Raw genomic sequence first — 17,688 nt, forward strand, 5'->3', positions numbered from 1 at the left:
CGGAGCGCTGGCGCTTCAAAAGGCCCTGACACTTCAGAAGGAGACACATGACGCACGCAATCCTCGCCCGGCAGGCCGGCGGACCGGAGGTCCTCGAGCTGGCAGAAGTCGACCGGCCGGTTCCGGGGCCCGGCCAGCTGCTGATCAAGGTCGCCGCCGCGGGCGTGAACTTCATCGACACCTACAAGCGCAGCGGCGTCTACAAGGTGCAGTACCCCTTCACTCCGGGCTCCGAGGCCTCCGGGACCGTGGAGGAGCTGGGCGACGGCGTGAGCAACTTCTCCGCCGGCGACCGGGTCGCGACCGCCGAGGGTGTCAACTGCTACGCCGGGTACGCCCTCGTGGACGCGGACAAGGCGCTGCCGGTGCCCCGCGGCGTCGACGACTACACCGCCGCTGCCCTCCCCCTGCAGGGCATCACCGCGCACTACCTGATCAACTCCTCCTTCAAGGTGGAAGAGGGCCAGACCGTGCTGCTGCACGCCGGCGCCGGCGGCGTCGGCCTGCTGCTGATCCAGTTGCTCAAGGCCAAGGGCGCGAACGTCATCACCACCGTCTCCACCGATGAGAAGGAGGCGCTGGCCCGCGGCGCCGGCGCGGACCACGTGCTGCGCTATGACGGCTTCGCCGCAAAGGTGCGCGAGCTGACGGACGGCGCCGGCGCGCACGTGGTGTACGACGGCGTCGGAAAAGACACCTTCGACGATTCCCTGGCGGCGCTCCGGATCCGCGGCACCCTTGTGCTCTTCGGCGCCGCGTCCGGTCCGGTGCCGCCGTTCGACCCGCAGCGGCTCAACGCCGGCGGCTCGCTCTACCTGACCCGGCCGACCATCACGCACTTCCTCCGCGACGCGCGGGAACGCCGCTGGCGCTCCGACGAACTCTTCGCCGCAGTGGCGGACGGCAGCCTCAAGGTCCGGATCGGCGCCCGCTACGATCTCGCCGACGCCGCCGCAGCCCACACCGACCTGGAGCAGCGCCGCACCACCGGCAAGGTCATCCTGGTCCCCTGAATCGGCCCTGGAGTGGCACCGATGTCTTCCGTTCATCTGCTGCAGGGAGAATCACCCTGTGATTGAGCAGCAAACGCCGGCCGTCGGCGTTCCCTTGGGCGGCGGCCGCCCGGCCGGCGCCGCCTATCAGCCGCAGCTGCCGGGCGCCTTCGCGGCGCCGCCGGAGCGGACCCTGGTCGACGTCCTGCGGGAGACCGCCGACCGCTTTCCGGACGCCTCCGCGCTCGACGACGGCCGACGCTCCCTAAGCTATGCCCAGCTGATGGACGAGGTCCGGGCCACCGCGAGGAAGCTGCACCTGGCCGGGCTGGGCGCGCGCGACAAGATCGGCGTCCGGATCCCCTCGGGCACCAACGAGCTTTACATCTCCATCCTGGCGGTGTTGTTCGTCGGGGCCGCCTACGTTCCGGTGGACGCCGACGACCCCGAGGAGCGGGCCTCGCTGGTGTTCGGCGAGGCCGGCGTTGCCGGCGTGCTGCGTGCCGGCGGGACGATCGTCACGGACTCCGGCCGTCCCCGGCCCTTCCCGGCCGCCAGGGAGCCGGTCCCAGGCGACGATGCCTGGGTCATCTTCACCTCCGGATCCACCGGCACGCCCAAAGGCGTCGCCGTCCGGCACCGTTCGGCTGCCGCCTTCGCCGACGCCGAGGCTCGGATCTTCCTCCAGGCCGAACCGATCGGGCCCCAGGACCGGGTGCTGGCCGGGCTTTCGGTGGCCTTCGATGCTTCCTGCGAGGAAATGTGGCTCGCCTGGCGGCACGGTGCGTGCCTGGTCCCGGCGCCGCGCGCCCTGGTCCGGACCGGCATGGACCTGGGCCCCTGGCTCATCAACCACGGCATCACGGTGGTCTCCACGGTGCCCACTCTCGCGGCGCTGTGGCCGGTGGAGTCGCTCGAAAGCGTCCGACTGCTGATCTTCGGCGGCGAAGCCTGCCCGCCCGAACTCGCCGAGCGGCTGGCCGTGGACGGACGCGAAGTCTGGAACACCTACGGACCCACCGAGGCCACCGTCGTCGCCTGCGCCGCGCCGCTGGGCGGCCCGGGACCGGTCCGGATCGGGCTACCGCTCGACGGCTGGGACCTCGCTGTCGTCGACTCCGACGGGGTGCCGGTCTTCGAGGGCGGAATCGGTGAGCTGATCATCGGCGGAGTCGGGCTAGCCCGCTATCTCGATCCGGCCAAGGACGCGGAGAAGTATGCTCCCCTGCCGGCGCTGGGCTGGTCGCGCGCCTACCGCTCCGGCGATCTGGTCCGCTACGAGCGGGCGGGACTGCTCTTCGTCGGCCGCGCGGACGAACAGGTCAAACTGGGTGGGCGCCGGATCGAGCTCGGCGAAATCGACGCCGCCCTCCAGTCGCTGCCCGACGTCGCCGGGGCGGCGGCAGCGGTGCGGACGACGGCGGCCGGGAACCAGGTGCTGGTCGGCTACCTCTCACCGGCCGACGGCAGGGAACTGGACCTGGCAGCCGCCCGGCTGCTGCTCGCGTCCACCCTGCCCGCCCCGCTGATCCCGTTGCTCACCGTCGTGGACGCCTTACCGACCAAGACCAGCGGCAAGGTGGACCGGCAAGCACTGCCGTGGCCGCTGACCGGCCCGGGGGCGGCGGATACTGCGCCGGCGCCCATGGACCTCCCGCAGGACGCCCGCTGGATCGTCGAGCAGTGGAGCGCTGTCCTGGGCGGGACCGTTTCGGACCTCGATGCCGATTTCTTTGCCTTCGGCGGCGGCTCGCTGGCCGCGGCCCAGCTGGTCTCCGCGCTGCGGGTCCGCTACCCGACGATCACGGTGGCGGATATCTACGCCACGCCCCGGATCGGCGCCCTGATCGACACCGCACGCCAGTCCCTCCCGGAAGGCGGGGCCCCGGCGGCCGGCCAGCGTTCGGTCCGTCCCACGTCCCGCCGCGCCCAGTGGGTCCAGACGCTGCTGGGTGTTCCGCTGCACATCCTCGTCGGGATGCGCTGGCTGACTTACCTGATGGTGGCGAACAATTTGCTCGCGTCCCTCGCCGGGTTCACCGCGGCGCCGACCCTGTCCTGGTGGTGGGTGGGAGCCTCCTGGCTGGTGTTCGTCAGCCCGGCCGGGCGGATGGCTATTTCGGTGGCCGCGGCCCGGCTCCTGCTGCGCAATGTCTCCCCCGGAAGCTACCCTCGGTCCGGCCGAGTGCATTTGCGCCTGTGGCTGGCCGAACAAATCCAGGACCTGGCCGGGGCCGTCAGCCTCGCCAGCGCCCCGTGGGTGCCCTACTACGCCCGGGCTCTGGGCGCCACGATAGGCAACAACGTCCAGCTCCATTCGCTGCCGCCGGTGACCGGGCTGCTCACGCTCGGCAACGGCTGCAACATCGAACCCGAAGTCGATCTTTCCGGCTGGTGGATCGACGGCGACTCCGTCCACATCGGCGCGATCCGGATTGGCGCCGGTGCCGTCGTCGGCGCCCGCAGCACGCTCATGCCGGGTGCCAGCATCGGCGCCGGGGCGCAGGTGGAGGCGGGTTCGGCCGTCCTTGGCCGGGTCAAGGCCGGCCATTTGGTGGCCGGCTCCCCGGCAGAACGCCGGGGCAAAGCCAAACAGGGCTGGCCCGCGACGCCACCGGAGCACCATCTGATCGGCCGGCTCTGGTTTGCCGGTTTCGCCTCCGCCTCGGCTCTCCTGGCCCTGATCCCCTACCTGTCCGCCGCTGCGGCCGGACTGGTGATGTTCCTCTTCATCCAGGGCCGCGACTCGCTGGCCGCGGCCCTGCCGCAGCTGGCCGTCTCACTCCCGCCGGCCGCGCTCGCGTGGTTCGGCGCCAACCTGGTCCTGGTTCTCGCGACCACGCGCCTGCTCGGCGCCGGGCTGCGCCCCGGCTACTACCGGGTGCGCAGCCGGATCGGCTGGCAGGTGTGGGCGACGGAACGGGTCCTCGACCTGGCCCGCGACCTGCTCTTCCCGGTCTACGCCAGCCTCTTCACGCCGGCCTGGCTCCGCCTGCTCGGCGCCAGGGTCGGCCGGAACGTGGAGGCCTCCACGGTTCTGCTGATCCCGAAAATGACGACAGTGGGCGAGGGTGCCTTCCTGGCCGACGACACCCTGATCGCGTCCTACGAGCTCGGCGGCGGCTGGATGAGGATCGCGCCGGCAAAGGTGGGCAAACGCTCCTTCCTCGGCAACTCAGGCATGACCGCCGCAGGGCGCAGCGTGCCCAAGAACTCCCTCGTGGCGGTCCTCTCCGCGACCCCCGCGAAGGCGAAATCAGGGACCTCCTGGCTGGGCAGCCCGCCGGTGCGGCTGCGCAGGACCGCCATCGCCTCCGATGACACCCGCACCTTCCAGCCGCCCCTGCGGCTCAAACTGGCCCGCGCCCTGTGGGAGCTCTGCCGCTTTGTCCCGGTGGTCCTCACGGTCGCCGTCGCCGCGGCCGTGCTCGTGGCCCTGGACTGGCTGGCCGGCACCTTCAACTACGCCGTAGCCGCCCTCCTGGGCGGCGTCGTGGTCCTGCTGGCCGGCGCGGCCGCTGCCGGCAGCGCCGTCGTCGCGAAGTGGCTCCTGGTGGGACGCATCCGCCCCGGTGAGCACCCGCTCTGGAGTTCGTTCATCTGGCGGAACGAAGTGGTGGACACCTTCATCGAGATGGTCAGCGCCCCATGGTTCGCGCGCGCGGCATCCGGCACCCCGGCCCTCGTCTGGTGGTTGCGCGCCCTGGGCGCCAAGATCGGGGCTGGCACCTGGTGCGAGAGCTACTGGCTGCCGGAGGCGGACCTCGTCACCCTGGGCCGCAGCGCCACGGTCAACCGCGGCTGCGTGGTCCAAACCCATCTCTTCCACGACAGGGTCATGAGCATCGACACTGTTACGCTCGAAGACGGGGCCACGATGGGTCCGCACGGAGTCATCCTGCCGCGGGCCCGGATCGGCAACGGCGGGACGGTGGGCCCTGCATCACTCGTGATGCGGGGGGAAACGGTCCCGGCCGCCACATACTGGATGGGAAATCCGGTCAGCCCGTGGGTCGGCCCGGATGTTCCGGCGCCCAAGCCCAAGTAGCCCCGCCCGGGTAGTTCCCCGCCCGGAAGACGCCTCCCGTCCACCGCAACGACCGAAAGCCGTGCCATGAGTCCCATCGCCTCAGCCGCTGCCGAGGAATTCCCCGCTGAATTGCCGCCCGCAACGCCCGCAGCCGCTCCGGATCCGTACATGCCGGGCCATGGCACCGACGTCTACCGCGTCACGCGCTACGAACTGGAGCTCGACTACCGCATCAGCAGCAACCATCTGGGCGGCCGGGCGACGCTGCACGCCGTCGCCCGGCGCCAGAGCTCCGCGATTGTCCTGGACCTGACCGGGCTCCGCGCCACGAAGGTGCTGATGCCCGGCCGGAAGGTGCGCAAGTTCAACCAGCGGGCTGAGCGGCTGGTCGTGGTGCCGGACACGGCGCTGCTGCCCGGTGACGAATTCACCCTGGACATCCGCTATGAGGGCAACCCGGCGCCCCGCCGCGGGCTCTGGGGAGAGGTGGGCTGGGAGGAACTGAGCGACGGCGTCCTGGTCGCCGGGCAGCCCAACGGCGCGGCGTCGTGGTTTCCCTGCAACGACCATCCGCGGGACAAGGCCAGCTACCGCATCGCGGTCACCACCGACGCCAACTACCGGGCCGTCTGCAACGGGGTACTGGTCTCGCACCAGGCCCGTTCCAGCCGCGAAACCTGGGTCTACGAGCAGTCCGAACCCATGGCCAGCTACCTCGCCACAGTCCAGATCGGCCGGTACGAACTGCTGCCGCTGAACCCGGACCGGACGGCCGGCGACGTCGCCCAGACCGCCGCGGTGCCAGCCGAACTGTCGGCCGAGGCCCGCGCCGGGCTCGCCCGCCAGCCGCAGATGATGCGTACCTTCACCAGCCGCTTCGGTCCCTATCCGTTCGCCGACTACACCGTTGTGGTGACCGAGGACGTCCTGGAGATCCCGCTGGAGGCCCAGTCCCTGTCCATTTTCGGGCGCAACCACCTGACGCCGGACTGGGAATCCCAGCGGCTGATCGCGCACGAGCTCTCCCACCAATGGTTCGGGAATTCGCTGACGGCAGCGTCGTGGAAGGACATTTGGCTGCACGAAGGCTTCGCCTGCTACGCCGAGTGGATCTGGTCCGAGGAGGCCGGGATCATGAGTGTGGCCGACCGCGCCCGGGCGGCCTGGCGGATGCTCAACCGCGAGGGCCAGGACCTGCTGGTCGGTGACCCGGGGCCGGAATTGATGTTCGATGACCGCGTCTACAAGCGCGGCGCCCTCGCACTGCACGCGGTCCGCCTCCACTGCGGCGATCTTGCCTTCTTCGCGCTCCTGCACGAGTGGACCGGCAGCCACCGGCACGGCTCCGTCACCACCGAGGATTTCATCGTGGCGGCGGACCGCGTCACCGGGATGGACGCCGAGGCTGTGCTGCACCCCTGGCTTTATCAAGAGGCGCTGCCGCCCCTTCCGGCCAGCTGACCGCCTGAAAGCTGACCCCGGGACCGCGCTAATCCCGGGCCGGGAGCGCGGAAAGGGCGACGGCGGCAGCGAACTGCGCGGGCAGTCCGGATTCATCGGGTGGCAGGTCCCGGATGCCGGGCTGGTGCAGCACCTCCACGGTCTCGGGCGCGGTCCGCAACCCGGTGCCGCACAGCTTGAGCCAGGCCTCCTTGCGTGCCCAGAGCCGGGCACGTCCGTGCAACAGCTCCGCGCCGGAGAGGCCGCGAAGGCTCTGGCGTTCTGCCGGGCCCAGCGCCACCTGATCGAAGCCGTCAAAATCAGCACCCGCCGGGTCCTGCACGTCGACGCCAAGGCGCAGCCCCGCGTCAGGATCCAGCACGGCGGCCAGCAGGACCCAGCCCGCGCTGCGGGACAGGCTGAGCAGAAGCGGAGCCGGCGCGCCGGCCAGGGTGTAGCCGGGCCTGCCGTGCGGGCTTCCGGGACCGCACTGCGGACAGTCGTAGGCGGCTGTGAGCTCCGACGGCGGCACGTCCAGCAGTTCGGCGGCAAGCTGCCGCTGAGCCAGCCGGCCGGCCAGGAACGCCGCCCGCGGACCGGGCTCCAGGCCCAGGGCGCGCCCGAGCTCGACGTCGTCCAGCTGTTCGCGGGCGGCGGCGTCCGGTAACCCGGGTGCGCCAGGTACGCCAAAGGGCGGGACCGACCGCACAATCAGCTGCGATGCCATGGTCCCGCCCTCCTATATTTCAGGCTCTCCCGCCAGGGGCTCCCCTCCGGGCCGCTAGCGCTGCACGGCGCCGAAACGCTCGTGGGCGGCAGCGACCGCGCTGTCGCGGGCAGCCGAGGCCTCGTCCGCGGTCAGCGTCCGGTCGTCGGCCCGGAAGCGCAGGTTGAAGGCGAGCGACTTCTTACCCTCCTCGATGCCCTTGCCGGCGTAGACGTCGAACAGGGACACCTCCTCGAGCAGCTCTCCCGCGCCCTCGCGCAGGGCGGCCAGCACCTCGTCCGCCGCAACGTCGGCCGCGACCACGAGGGCGACGTCCTGGGTCGCCACGGGGTAGCTGGAGATGTGCCGGGCGACGATCACGTCGGCGGCGGCTTCGAAGAGCGCCTCGGCGTCCAGCTCCAGCGCCACCGAGCGGGCCGGCATGTCGTGCGCTGCGAGCAGTTTCGGGTGGAGTTCGCCGGCGTAGCCCACGACCTCGCCGCTGCGCAGCGCCAGCTGCGCGGCACGGCCAGGGTGGAACGCCTGGTGCTGGCCCTTGCTGACAACGAGTTCGACGCCGAGCACATCGCCGGCGAGCCGGGCGATGTCCAGCGCGTCGGCCCAGTCCCAGGCGCGGGGCGTGTGTGCCGGCGCAGCCGGGGAATCGTGGCCGGTCAGCACGGCGCCGAGATGCAGCGGCTGGTCCGGGACGCCGTCGTACAGACCGTCCAGCACCTCGTCGGAGGGCTTGGCACCCAGCGGCGGAATCGAGGCGGTGCCCAGCGTGTCGCCGGGCAGGAAGACCAGCCCGGACTCGAAGAGCGCGAGGTCGCGGAAGCCGCGGGAGTGGTTGCGCTTGGCGACCTCGATCAGGCCCGGCAGGATGGAGGTCCGCAGGTAGCCCTGCTCTTCGCTGATCGGGTTGGCCAGCTTGAGCGCCTTGCGCTCCGCGCCGGCCACGGGAACCCCGAAGGTGTCGTTGGCCGCCTTGGAGACGAACGGGTACGCCATCACCTCGGTGAGGCCGGCGTCGGCCAGGGCCTGCACGAGCCGGCGGCGCTGCTGCTGGACTCGAGTAAGGCCGCGTCCCGGGGGCGCCACCGGGAGGGTCGCGGGGATCTTGTCATAGCCGACCAGCCGGGCGATTTCCTCGGAAAGGTCTTCCTTCGTTTCCAGGTCGTTGCGCCAGCTCGGGGCCGTGGCGCTGTAGCCGGTGCCGGTCTTTTCGACGACGGCGCCGAGGTCCTGGAGCGAGGTCAGGATCTGTTCCTCGGTGAAGTCGATGCCGATCCGCTCGGCGGCGAACGCCGCCGGCAACTGCACGGTAACCGGAGCGGGCGCGGTGCCAACGTCGGTGCCCTCGGCCGCATCGGTGCCTCCGGCGAGTTCAACGAGGAGGTCGACGGCCCGCTGGGCGGCCACGTGGGCAACGTGCCAGTCCACGCCGCGTTCGAAGCGCTTGGACGCCTCGGAGGGCAGCTTGTGGCGGCGGCGCGAACGGGCAATCGAGACTTCCTCAAAGTGCGCCGCTTCGATCAGGATGGTCGACGTCGCGTCGCTGACTTCGGTGGCGGCGCCACCCATCACACCGGCGACGCCGATCGGGCCGGAGCCGTCCGTGATCAGGAGGTCTTCGGCGTCGAGCGCGCGGTCCTTGCCGTCCAGGGTCTTGAGCTTCTCGCCGGAGACGGCGCGGCGGACCACGATCTCGCCGGAAAGCTTGTCCTGGTCGTAGAAGTGCAGCGGCTGGCCGAGCTCCAGCATGACGTAGTTGGAGATGTCCACCGGCAGCGAGATGGAGCGGATGCCGGCGAGGCGGAGCCGGGCGGACATCCAGGGCGGGGTGGGCCGGGTGGCGTCCACACCGTGCACGGTGCGGGCCACGAAGCGGTCGCAGCCGGGCTTGCCGTAGATCGGTGCGTCGTCGTTGAGCTTGACCGGGTAGCCGCCGGCCAGGGCGGCGGGGGCCTGCACCTTGGACGCGGGGTCGGTGAAGGGCGTGCCGGTGGCGTGCGCGTATTCCCGGGCCACGCCGCGGATCGAGAAGGCATAGCCCCGGTCCGGGGTGACGTTGATTTCCGCGGCCTGGTCGTAGAGGCCGAGCAGTTCCATGGCGTCGGTACCCAGTTCCGGGTCCAGGCCGATCCGGGACAGCACCAGGATGCCGTCGTGGTCCTCGCCGATGCCGAGTTCGCGGACCGAGGCGATCATGCCGGCGGAAAGGTGCCCGTAGGTCTTGCGGGCGGAGATCCGGAAGTCGCCGGGCAGGACAGCGCCCGGAAGCGTGACCACCACCTTGTCGCCTTCCACAAAGTTGTGGGCGCCGCAGATGATGCCCTGCACGCCGGAGGGGTCGATGCCGTCGCCGGTGAGCGTCTGCTCCTGGCCTTCGGGGACCACACGGACCTGGCACCAGTTGATGGTCTTGCCGTTGGACTGCGGCTCCTTGACCAGGCTCAGGACCTGGCCCACCACGATGGGGCCCTGGAGCGCATCGGTGGGGCGGTGGACCGCTTCCTCTTCAAAACCGACCTTGACCAGATCGGCCATCACGTCTTCGGCCGTCGCTCCGGCCGGTACCGCTGCGAATTCACGCAGCCAGGAAAGTGGGATACGCACTGTTAGATCTCCATCCCGAAGTGCTCGCTGAAACGTACATCGCCTTCGATCATGTCGCGCATGTCGCCGACCTCATTGCGGAACATGAGGGTGCGTTCGATGCCCATGCCGAAGGCAAAACCTGAATAGACGTCCGGATCGATACCGGCGGCGCGCAGCACGTTGGGGTTGACCATGCCGCAGCCGCCCCACTCGATCCAGCGCGGGCCGCCCTTGGCCCCGGGGTGCCAGATGTCCAGCTCCGCGGACGGCTCGGTGAACGGGAAGTAGTTGGGGCGCAACCGGATCTGGGCCTCGTCGCCAAACATCTGGCGGGCGAAGTGCTCCAGGGTCCCGCGCAGGTCCGCCATGGACAGGCTCTTGTCGATCGCGAGGCCCTCGAACTGGTGGAAGACCGGGGTGTGCGTGGCGTCGAGTTCGTCGGTGCGGAAGACCTTGCCCGGGCACAGCACGTAGATCGGCACCTCGCGTTCCAGCATGGAGCGGACCTGCACCGGGGAGGTGTGGGTGCGCATCAGCAGGTGGGCCTCGGGCGGCTCCACGAAGAAGGTGTCCTGCATTTCGCGGGCCGGGTGGTCCGGCTTGAAGTTCAGCGCATCGAAGTTGAACCACTCCGACTCGACCTCGGGGCCCTCGGCGATCTCCCAGCCCATCCCGACGAAGATGTCCGCCACGCGGTCCTGCAGCGTGGACAGCGGGTGGCGGGCACCGGCGCGACGGCGGCGCGGAGCAGCCGTGACGTCCACGGTTTCCTCGACCAGAATGCGGGCGTCGTTCTCCGCCTCAAGTTCGACCGTGCGGTCCGCGAGCGCCTTGTTGACGCGTCCGCGGGAGGCTCCCATAAGCTTGCCGGCGGCGGCCTTCTGGTCCTTGGGCAGGGCGCCAATCTCACGGTTGGCCAGGCTCAGCGCGGATTTCTCCCCGGTGTGGGCGAGGCGCACGGCCTTGAGCTCATCGAGCGTCGAGGCGGCGGCAATGGCGGCGACGGCCTGGTCTACGGCGGCGGTGATGGCGGCTTCATCCAGAGGGTTCGGGACGGGGGCGCCCGGCAAAGTTTCAGTCATCTACTGTTCTTAGCTACGAGTCGGGTGATGCCAACGCACGCAGGGCCTCAACGGGTGCAGGGACCGGTGCATTGACAAAGGTCAGGGCTCACCGGAACTTCCCGGCGGGCGCTCCCGTCCAGTCTAGTTGAACGCGTCCGGGCGCCCGAACGTGACGGACAGGGACCGCCGGGCAGCACGGCTCCCCCGCTACCATGGCCTCATGACCTCCGGACAGCGGCTGCGGCAGCTTGCCAATCTGTTGAATGCATCTACCCCGCTGGGGTTGCTGCTGGCAGCCTGCGCCCGAACCAGGGTCCGTCGCGGCCCCCGCGGCCTGATCCTCGCCACCGGCTACCGCTGGCGGCTGCCGTTCGCGGCGGCGTTCACCGTGGGCAACGTGGTGCTGTTCCGGGCCGGTCCCGCCGAAGCCCTGGGCAACCCGGTGCTGCTGGGACACGAGGAACGCCACAGCACCCAGTACGCCTGGTGCCTGGGCATGCCGTTCCTGCCGCTGTACTTCCTGTCCGCTGCCTGGTCCCTGTGGCGGACGGGCAATCCCGGATCGGCCAACCCCTTTGAACGGCACGCCGGGCTCCGCGCCGGCGGTTACCCCCTCCTGCCGTCCCCAAGCGCTTCCCGACGACGGCCCCCAGGAAAAGGCGCCCCAGGAAAACCGGCCAGCAAGGCCCCCCGAGCGGAACGAGGCATGACATGACGGAAACTCCCCGATCCATTGCGGTCACCGGATCCGGCACCGCGGAAGCCGCGCCGGACCTGCTGACCCTCGGCATCGGCGTCGAATGCCGCCGGCCCGGCGTGGAGGCGGCGTATGGCGACGCCGCCCTCGCCTCGTCCGCGATCACGGCCGTGCTCAGGAGGCACGGCGTGCCGGACGCGGACATCACGACGTCGGGGCTGAACGTCCGGGCCGAGGTCAGCTGGCAGGAGGGCCGCGGGCAGCTCGTCTCCGGCTACCTGGCCTCCAGCATGCTGAGTGTCCGGCTCCGCGAGCCGGCGGCCGCGTCGGCGCTCATCGCCGCGGCGGTCGCGGCAGGCGGGGACGATGTGCGCCTCAACGGGCTGGAGCTCGGCTTTACCGATCCGTCGGCGGTCGAGGTGCGCGCCCGGGAGGCGGCCTGGAACGACGCCCGCACCGCGGCCGAGCACTTCGCCGCGCTGGCGGGCGCCCGGCTAGGCAGGACACTCTCGGTAACGCAGCAGTCCGGGACCGCCTCACCCATCCCGCTGGCCAAGATGCAGCGCGTGGCGGCATCCGAGCCGCTGACCGTCGAGGCGGGCGGTTCGAGCGTCACGGCGACTGTCGACGTCGTCTGGGAGCTGCTCGACTGAGCTCGCCGGACGGGCGGGACTTCGTGCGGGGCGGGGCTAGTGGGTGGCGCCCGCGGCGAGCTTGAGGTCAGCCGTCGTCGCCAGCGCGGTCCGTACGACGACGGCGAGCGCCTGCACCATCTGCTCCTGCGGGAGTGAGGCCAGTCCGCTTCCCGGCGGGACCTGGTCCGGCCCGTACGGTACATGGACAAAGCCGCCGCGCGCCCCCTGGGTGAGCCGCAGGGCGTGCATCAGGCCGTAAAAGACGTGGTTGCAGACGTAGGTCCCGGCCGTCTGTGACACCTCGGCGGGAATGCCCGCCGCTCCCAGCGCCGCCAGCGCCGCCTTTACCGGCAGCGTGCTGAAGTAGGCCGCTGGAGCGCCGGGCACCACAGGCTCGTCGACCGGGGCGTTGCCCGCGTTGTCAGGGATTCGCGCGTCATCGCAGTTGATCGCGATCCGCTCCAGCGAAATGCGTGCCTTGCCGCCGGCCTGTCCTGCGCAGACCACGAGGTCGGGGCGGTGCTCCGACAGGGCCGCGTGCAGCACCGTGATGGCCTCCCCGAAGACGCAGGGAAGTTCGATCGCCGTCACCTCATGGCCTTCGGCTTCGAGCAGGGCCGCCGCACCGCGCGCCGCGGTCCAGGACGGGTTGGTGCTTTCGCCGCCAAACGGTTCGAAGCCAGTCAGGAGAATCATGCGCCCAGCCTAGCAACGCTATGATCCGTGCCGGCGCTGTTTCTTTGGCCCCGGGTCCTTGACTTAAGATCGAACATATATTCGAATGTATCCATGAGATGGGACGCGCAAGCACTGAAGCCAAGCGGCGAAGCTCTCCCTGCAGGGTCCGCCGCAGGGCCCGCCTCGCCGGCCCTGCTGCCGCTGGCCGGACTCGTGCGGTCCGTCTCCACCCCTGAGTTTGCCGGGGTCACTTTTCATGAGGTCACCGCCAAATCGGTGCTCAACAAGGTGGCCGCCGGTTCCCGCATGCCGTTCGAGTGGACGGTCAATCCCTACCGCGGCTGCAGCCACGCCTGCGTCTACTGCTTCGCCCGCAAGAGCCACACCTACCTCGACTTCGACTCCGGCCTCGACTTCGACAGCCAGGTAGTAGTCAAGATCAACGCCGCCGAGGTGCTGCGCAAGGAACTCGCCAAGCCCTCCTGGCAGCGCCACCACGTCGCCCTGGGCACCAACACGGACCCGTACCAGCGCGCCGAAGGCCGCTACCAGCTGATGCCCGGCATCATCGGCGCCCTGGCCGACTCCGGCACTCCGCTGTCCATCCTCACCAAGGGCACGCTGCTGGCCCGGGACATCCCGCTGCTCAAGCACGCCGCCGCCCAGGTCCCGGTGGGCGTTGGGATCTCGCTGGCCATGACCGACGAGCGGCTCGCCGAGGCGGTGGAACCCGGAACGCCGGGCCCGCGGGCCAGATTGAAGCTGGTCTCCCGGCTGCGCGACGCGGGGCTTCCCTGCGGCGTGATGGCCATGCCCATCCTGCCCTGGCTCTCGGACTCCGACGAAGCGTTGGACTCGCTCTTCGGCTCGCTCGCAGCGGCTGGCGCCACAGGCGTCACGGCAGGGGCGCTCTACCTCAAGCCCGGCACCCGGGAGTGGTTCATGCAGTGGATCGCCCGTGAGCACCCCCAGCTCGCCGGAAAATACCGCCGCCTCTATGGCAGCGGTTCCTACGCTTCCAAGGAATACCGCGCGTGGCTGGCGGGCCGCATCCGGTATTTCAAGTCCCGGCACGGCTTCCTGGGATCCTCGGGGTTCAGCCACCGGGACCTCAACGATGATCCGCGGGAGGAGGAAGCCCAGTACCCGGCGGGCAGCATCCCCGGACCGGGAGCGGCGGCCTACAGTGCCGGCGTCAACGCCGGAACAGCGCAGCCCACGCTCTTCTGACCGGCGCGTCCTCTTCCTGTTCTCCGGCAGGGCGCCTTCCCGACGCCGGTGCCTAGTCCGGCGCCTAGAGGATTTTGACCGCTCCGAGGACCTTGGAGAGCGAATCCTTGGCGTCGCCGAACAGCAGGGTGGTTTTGGGGTCATGCAGGAGCTCGTTCTCGATGCCGGCGAAGCCCGGCCGCATCGAGCGCTTCAGGAACACCACCTGCTGCGCCTGGACTACCTCAAGGATCGGCATCCCGTAGATCGGCGACCCCGGGGACGACTTCGCGGCCGGGTTGACGACGTCGTTCGCGCCCACCACCAGGGCGATGTCCGCGTTGGCGAACTCCGGGTTGACCTCCTCGAGTTCCCGGAGCGACTCGTACGGCACGTTTGCCTCCGCCAGCAGCACGTTCATGTGCCCGGGCATCCGGCCCGCGACCGGGTGGATGGCGAAGACGACGTCGACTCCCCTGGCGGTGAGGGCGGTGGCAAGCTCGGCTACCGTGTGCTGGCCCTGGGCGACGGCGAGGCCGTAGCCCGGCACGATCACGACGCGCTGGGCATAGCCGAGCTGGACGGCGACGTCCTCGGCCGAGGAGGAGCGCACCGGCCGGTCGCTGAGGGCGGTCGAACCCGCTGTGGATCCGCCCCGGAAGGCGCCAAACATGATGCCGGCCACCCCGCGCCCCATGGCCGAGGCCATCACCTTGGTCAGGATGGTGCCGCTGGCGCCCACAAGTGTCCCGGCGACGAGCAGCAGCACGTTGCCGAGCACGATCCCGGACGCCGCGACGGCGAGGCCGGTGAAGGCGTTCAGCAACGAGATCACGATCGGCACGTCGGCCCCGCCGACCGGGAGCACCAGCAGTAGCCCCGCGGCCAGGCCCAGCACCAGCAGCGCCCCGGCCCAGGCCGCCGACCCCGTCAGCACAACGAGTCCACCCGCGGTCAGGGCGCCCGCCAGGACGAGCACCATTACGGCAGGCATACCCGGGAAGAGCAATGGTCGGGTGCTGATCAGCTCCTGCAGTTTCCCGACCGTGACGGCCGAACCGGCGAAGGACACCGCGCCGACCAGCATGGTGAACACGACGGCCAGCCGCACCCAGGAGTCGGCGCTGTGGCCGAGTTCCAGCACCGCTACCAGCGCCGCCGCGCCGCCGCCCACCCCGTTGAACAGGGCCACCAATTGCGGCATCTGGGTCATCTGCACCCGCCGGGCCACCGGTACGGCCAGTGCGGTGCCGACGGCGATGGCGGCCAGGATCAGCGGAATGTTCTCCAGCCGCGCGGAGAGGAACACGGTCACCACGGCCACCGCAGCACCGGCCGCGCCGATGGCGTTGCCACGACGGGCGGTCCGGGGCGAGCTGAGGCCCTTCAGGGCGAGAATGAAGCAGACGGCCGCCACGAGGTAGAACAGCGCGGTCCAGCCCGGGGCGAGGACGCTCATTTGCCCTCCTCCCGCGCCGCGCCGCACCGGCGCCGGCAGACGGGCCGGATACCGTAGTGGCACCGGGACGCGCGGCCTTCCGCGGGCCGAACATCTCCAGCATCCGGTCCGTGACGACAAAACCGCCCACCAGGTTGACGGTCGCGAGGACCACCGCGAGCAAGGCGACGGCGAGCAGCCAGGGGTCGTCGGCCTGGCCTGCCACGATGACCGCGCCGACCAGGATGATGCCGTGGATGGCGTTGGCGCCGGACATCAGCGGGGTATGCAGCTTGCTGGTGACTTTGGAGACGACTTCAAAGCCGACGAAGACGGCGAGCACCACCACCGTGAGTAACGTGACAGCATCCATTAGTTGTGGGCCTCCATCGCTGCCGCCGTGCCGGCGTGCCGTACGGCGCCGTCGTGGGTCAGACAGGCCCCGGCGACGACGTCATCGTCGAAGTCCGGGACCACCTTGCCGTCCAGGGTCATCAGGGCCAGGAGGTTGGCGACGTTCTTGGCGTACAGCCGGGACGCGTCGGAAGCTACGGCAGACGCCGCGTCCTGCATCCCGACCAGCGTCACGGCGCCGCCCGGGACCGGAACCAAAATGTCCCGGCCGGCGATGACTCCCTCGACGTTGCCGCCGGATTCGGCGGCAAGATCCACGACGACCGATCCGGCCCGCATCCCGGCCACCATGTCGGCGGTGACGAGCAGCGGGGCGGCCCGGCCCGGAATCGCCGCCGTCGTAATCAGCACATCCGCCGCGGCGACGTGTGGCGCCAGCAAGGCACGCTGCCGGGCCGCGCGGTCCTCCGCGAGTTCACGGGCGTAGCCGCCGCTGCCCTCAGCGGACGCGTTCGCAGCTCCGGTATCGAGCTCCAGGTTAATGAAGGTGCCGCCCATCGAAGCGACCTCGTCGGCGGAGGCGGCGCGGATGTCGTTGGCCGAGACCCGCGCGCCGAGCCGTTTCGCGGTGCCGATCGCCTGCAGGCCTGCGACGCCGGCGCCGAGCACCAGCACCCGCGCCGGCGGGATGGTCCCGGCGGCGGTCATGTACAGCGGAAAGAACCTCGGGTAGCGCAGGGCCGCCTCCAGCACGGCGCGGTAGCCGGCGACCAGGGACTGGGAGCTGAGCGCGTCCATAGACTGGGCACGGGAGATCCGGGGCACGAGTTCCAAGGCAAAGGACGTCACGCCGGCGGCGGCGAGGGCGCCCACGGCCGGAAGTTCCGAAGCCGGTGAGGCGAAACCGATGGTGACGGTGCCGGGCCGCAGCGCGCCGGCTGTTTCCGGGGAGAGCGGGCGGACGTGCAACAGGACATCCACGGCGTCCAGCGGGAGCTCCGGTGTGAGGCTGGCCCCGGCCGCCTCATAGTCGGCGTCGCCGTAGCCGGATTCGACGCCGGCACCGCATTCCACCAGCAGCGACAAGCCGAGGCCCGTGAGCTGCCGCACCGTCTCAGGGGTGGCCGCAACCCGGCGTTCCCCCGCACGCTGTTCCCGTCTGACCCCCACCTGCACGCCAAGCTCCTCTCGGTTCGCCCCAGCGTAGGCACACAGCGCCTAGTTTGGCGAGGGTTCCGCCGCGACCGCCGCCAGGAGTGCTTCCACGATCGGCAGGTCGGCCGGGATCCAGGGCAGCTCCAGGACTTCCTGCGGGTCCGTCAGCGCCACCCAGCGGAGTTCGTCATGGTCCTGAAGTGGCTGCGGCGTGCCGGCCGCCAGCTCGGCGAACCAGACTCGCATCGCGGCCCGGTCGTTGAGCGGCCAGCCGGCCGGTGCCTCAGCGGGCAGCTCCGGCCCCAGCCGGACTTCCACCCCGAGTTCCTCCAGCAGTTCACGGTGCAGTGCACGCTCCGGAGCCTCACCCGGGTCCACCTTGCCGCCGGGGAACTCCCACATGCCGGCAAACTGGGGTGGTGCGGTCCGCCTCGCCACCAGGAGGGTCCGGGGGTCGGCCAGGGAATCCACTACTGCGCCGCCGACGACGTTGATGAGTTCAGTCACGTCCACCAGTCTAGGGGCGCCGCGGCCGTGGTTGCCGGGGGACAATGATGGGAGACCTGGCGTACGCCGTTGGAATATTGGAATACCGGAGCCTGCGCCCCGCATTCCCTGCTCAGAGACTCCACGCCGAACCACTGCGCCGCATTCTCCTGGCTCCAGCCGGGATCATTCCCGAAAAGTAG

Annotated in this window: 13 protein-coding genes and 1 pseudogene; 6 read left to right on the forward strand and 8 right to left on the reverse strand. The window is 70.4% G+C overall.

What is annotated here, in order from left to right:
• The first annotated feature begins 47 nt into the window (after nt 1-47).
• The 3 genes from AC1DB8_RS16000 to AC1DB8_RS16010 all read left to right on the forward strand — a co-directional run bounded on the left by AC1DB8_RS16000 (nt 48) and on the right by AC1DB8_RS16010 (nt 6,483).
• A complete protein-coding gene (locus AC1DB8_RS16000; RefSeq protein WP_476893572.1) occupies nt 48-1,013 on the forward strand; it encodes a quinone oxidoreductase family protein in 966 nt (321 codons plus the stop codon).
• 94 nt (nt 1,014-1,107) lie between these two features.
• Nucleotides 1,108-5,040, forward strand: a complete 3,933-nt coding sequence (locus AC1DB8_RS16005) for a Pls/PosA family non-ribosomal peptide synthetase (protein ID WP_476893621.1) — start codon at nt 1,108-1,110, stop codon at nt 5,038-5,040.
• A gap of 66 nt (nt 5,041-5,106) precedes the next feature.
• A complete protein-coding gene (locus tag AC1DB8_RS16010) occupies nt 5,107-6,483 on the forward strand; it encodes a M1 family metallopeptidase (RefSeq protein WP_476893573.1) in 1,377 nt (458 codons plus the stop codon).
• A 28-nt stretch (nt 6,484-6,511) separates the two neighbouring features.
• Here AC1DB8_RS16010 and AC1DB8_RS16015 read toward each other — a convergent pair whose 3' ends face one another.
• The 3 genes from AC1DB8_RS16015 to pheS are packed head-to-tail and all read right to left on the reverse strand — an operon-like array spanning nt 6,512 to nt 10,851.
• Nucleotides 6,512-7,189 carry a 4'-phosphopantetheinyl transferase family protein gene (locus AC1DB8_RS16015; protein WP_476893574.1) on the reverse strand — a complete coding sequence of 226 codons (678 nt, stop codon included), beginning with the start codon at nt 7,187-7,189 and terminating at the stop codon, nt 6,512-6,514.
• Nucleotides 7,190-7,243: 54 nt separating this feature from the next.
• Nucleotides 7,244-9,787 carry a phenylalanine--tRNA ligase subunit beta gene (gene pheT, locus AC1DB8_RS16020; protein WP_476893575.1) on the reverse strand — a complete coding sequence of 848 codons (2,544 nt, stop codon included), beginning with the start codon at nt 9,785-9,787 and terminating at the stop codon, nt 7,244-7,246.
• Between the two features lie 2 nt (nt 9,788-9,789).
• On the reverse strand, nt 9,790-10,851 hold the full coding sequence (gene pheS / locus AC1DB8_RS16025; RefSeq protein ID WP_476893576.1) for a phenylalanine--tRNA ligase subunit alpha: 1,062 nt from the start codon (nt 10,849-10,851) through the stop codon (nt 9,790-9,792).
• Nucleotides 10,852-11,053: 202 nt separating this feature from the next.
• On the opposite strand from pheS, the gene AC1DB8_RS16030 reads away from it, so the two are divergent.
• Both AC1DB8_RS16030 and AC1DB8_RS16035 read left to right on the forward strand, forming a co-directional pair.
• Complete coding sequence (locus AC1DB8_RS16030; protein ID WP_441419426.1) at nt 11,054-11,548, forward strand: hypothetical protein; 495 nt, start codon at nt 11,054-11,056, stop codon at nt 11,546-11,548.
• Complete coding sequence (locus AC1DB8_RS16035; RefSeq protein ID WP_476893577.1) at nt 11,545-12,183, forward strand: SIMPL domain-containing protein; 639 nt, start codon at nt 11,545-11,547, stop codon at nt 12,181-12,183. Before AC1DB8_RS16030 ends, AC1DB8_RS16035 begins: the two co-directional genes overlap by 4 nt.
• A gap of 36 nt (nt 12,184-12,219) precedes the next feature.
• Here AC1DB8_RS16035 and pcp read toward each other — a convergent pair whose 3' ends face one another.
• Complete coding sequence (pcp, locus tag AC1DB8_RS16040) at nt 12,220-12,861, reverse strand: pyroglutamyl-peptidase I (RefSeq protein ID WP_476893578.1); 642 nt, start codon at nt 12,859-12,861, stop codon at nt 12,220-12,222.
• Nucleotides 12,862-12,954: 93 nt separating this feature from the next.
• Here pcp and AC1DB8_RS16045 point away from each other — a divergent pair, with 93 nt between their 5' ends.
• Nucleotides 12,955-14,073, forward strand: coding sequence for an Rv2578c family radical SAM protein (locus AC1DB8_RS16045; protein ID WP_476893579.1), 1,119 nt, complete (start codon nt 12,955-12,957; stop codon nt 14,071-14,073).
• Between the two features lie 64 nt (nt 14,074-14,137).
• Here the strand turns inward: AC1DB8_RS16045 and AC1DB8_RS16050 are convergent, their stop codons facing one another.
• The 4 genes and pseudogenes from AC1DB8_RS16050 to AC1DB8_RS16065 form a co-directional block, all read right to left on the reverse strand.
• Nucleotides 14,138-15,511, reverse strand: coding sequence for an NAD(P)(+) transhydrogenase (Re/Si-specific) subunit beta (locus tag AC1DB8_RS16050; protein ID WP_476893580.1), 1,374 nt, complete (start codon nt 15,509-15,511; stop codon nt 14,138-14,140).
• Between the two features lie 13 nt (nt 15,512-15,524).
• Nucleotides 15,525-15,863, reverse strand: a pseudogene (locus AC1DB8_RS16055) (NAD(P) transhydrogenase subunit alpha part 2); the annotation flags it as partial.
• Nucleotides 15,863-17,020 (reverse strand): NAD(P) transhydrogenase subunit alpha, encoded by a 1,158-nt coding sequence (locus AC1DB8_RS16060; RefSeq protein WP_476893581.1) that lies wholly within the window; start codon nt 17,018-17,020, stop codon nt 15,863-15,865. The pseudogene AC1DB8_RS16055 and the gene AC1DB8_RS16060, both read right to left, overlap by 1 nt.
• A gap of 42 nt (nt 17,021-17,062) precedes the next feature.
• Entirely contained in the window at nt 17,063-17,506 is a 444-nt protein-coding gene (locus tag AC1DB8_RS16065; RefSeq protein ID WP_441419419.1) for a (deoxy)nucleoside triphosphate pyrophosphohydrolase, read from the reverse strand.
• Nucleotides 17,507-17,688: the final 182 nt, after the last annotated feature.

It is taken from the genome of Arthrobacter sp. 10N410 (genome assembly GCF_056394945.1).

Coding starts and splice junctions, on each gene's coding strand:
- AC1DB8_RS16000 (WP_476893572.1), top strand. CDS start 48: ATGACGCACGCAATCCTCGCCCGGCAGGCCGGCGGACCGGAGGTCCTC.
- AC1DB8_RS16010 (WP_476893573.1), top strand. CDS start 5,107: ATGAGTCCCATCGCCTCAGCCGCTGCCGAGGAATTCCCCGCTGAATTG.
- AC1DB8_RS16015 (WP_476893574.1), bottom strand. CDS start 7,189: ATGGCATCGCAGCTGATTGTGCGGTCGGTCCCGCCCTTTGGCGTACCT.
- pheS (WP_476893576.1), bottom strand. CDS start 10,851: ATGACTGAAACTTTGCCGGGCGCCCCCGTCCCGAACCCTCTGGATGAA.
- AC1DB8_RS16030 (WP_441419426.1), top strand. CDS start 11,054: ATGACCTCCGGACAGCGGCTGCGGCAGCTTGCCAATCTGTTGAATGCA.
- AC1DB8_RS16035 (WP_476893577.1), top strand. CDS start 11,545: ATGACGGAAACTCCCCGATCCATTGCGGTCACCGGATCCGGCACCGCG.
- pcp (WP_476893578.1), bottom strand. CDS start 12,861: ATGATTCTCCTGACTGGCTTCGAACCGTTTGGCGGCGAAAGCACCAAC.
- AC1DB8_RS16045 (WP_476893579.1), top strand. CDS start 12,955: ATGAGATGGGACGCGCAAGCACTGAAGCCAAGCGGCGAAGCTCTCCCT.
- AC1DB8_RS16050 (WP_476893580.1), bottom strand. CDS start 15,511: ATGAGCGTCCTCGCCCCGGGCTGGACCGCGCTGTTCTACCTCGTGGCG.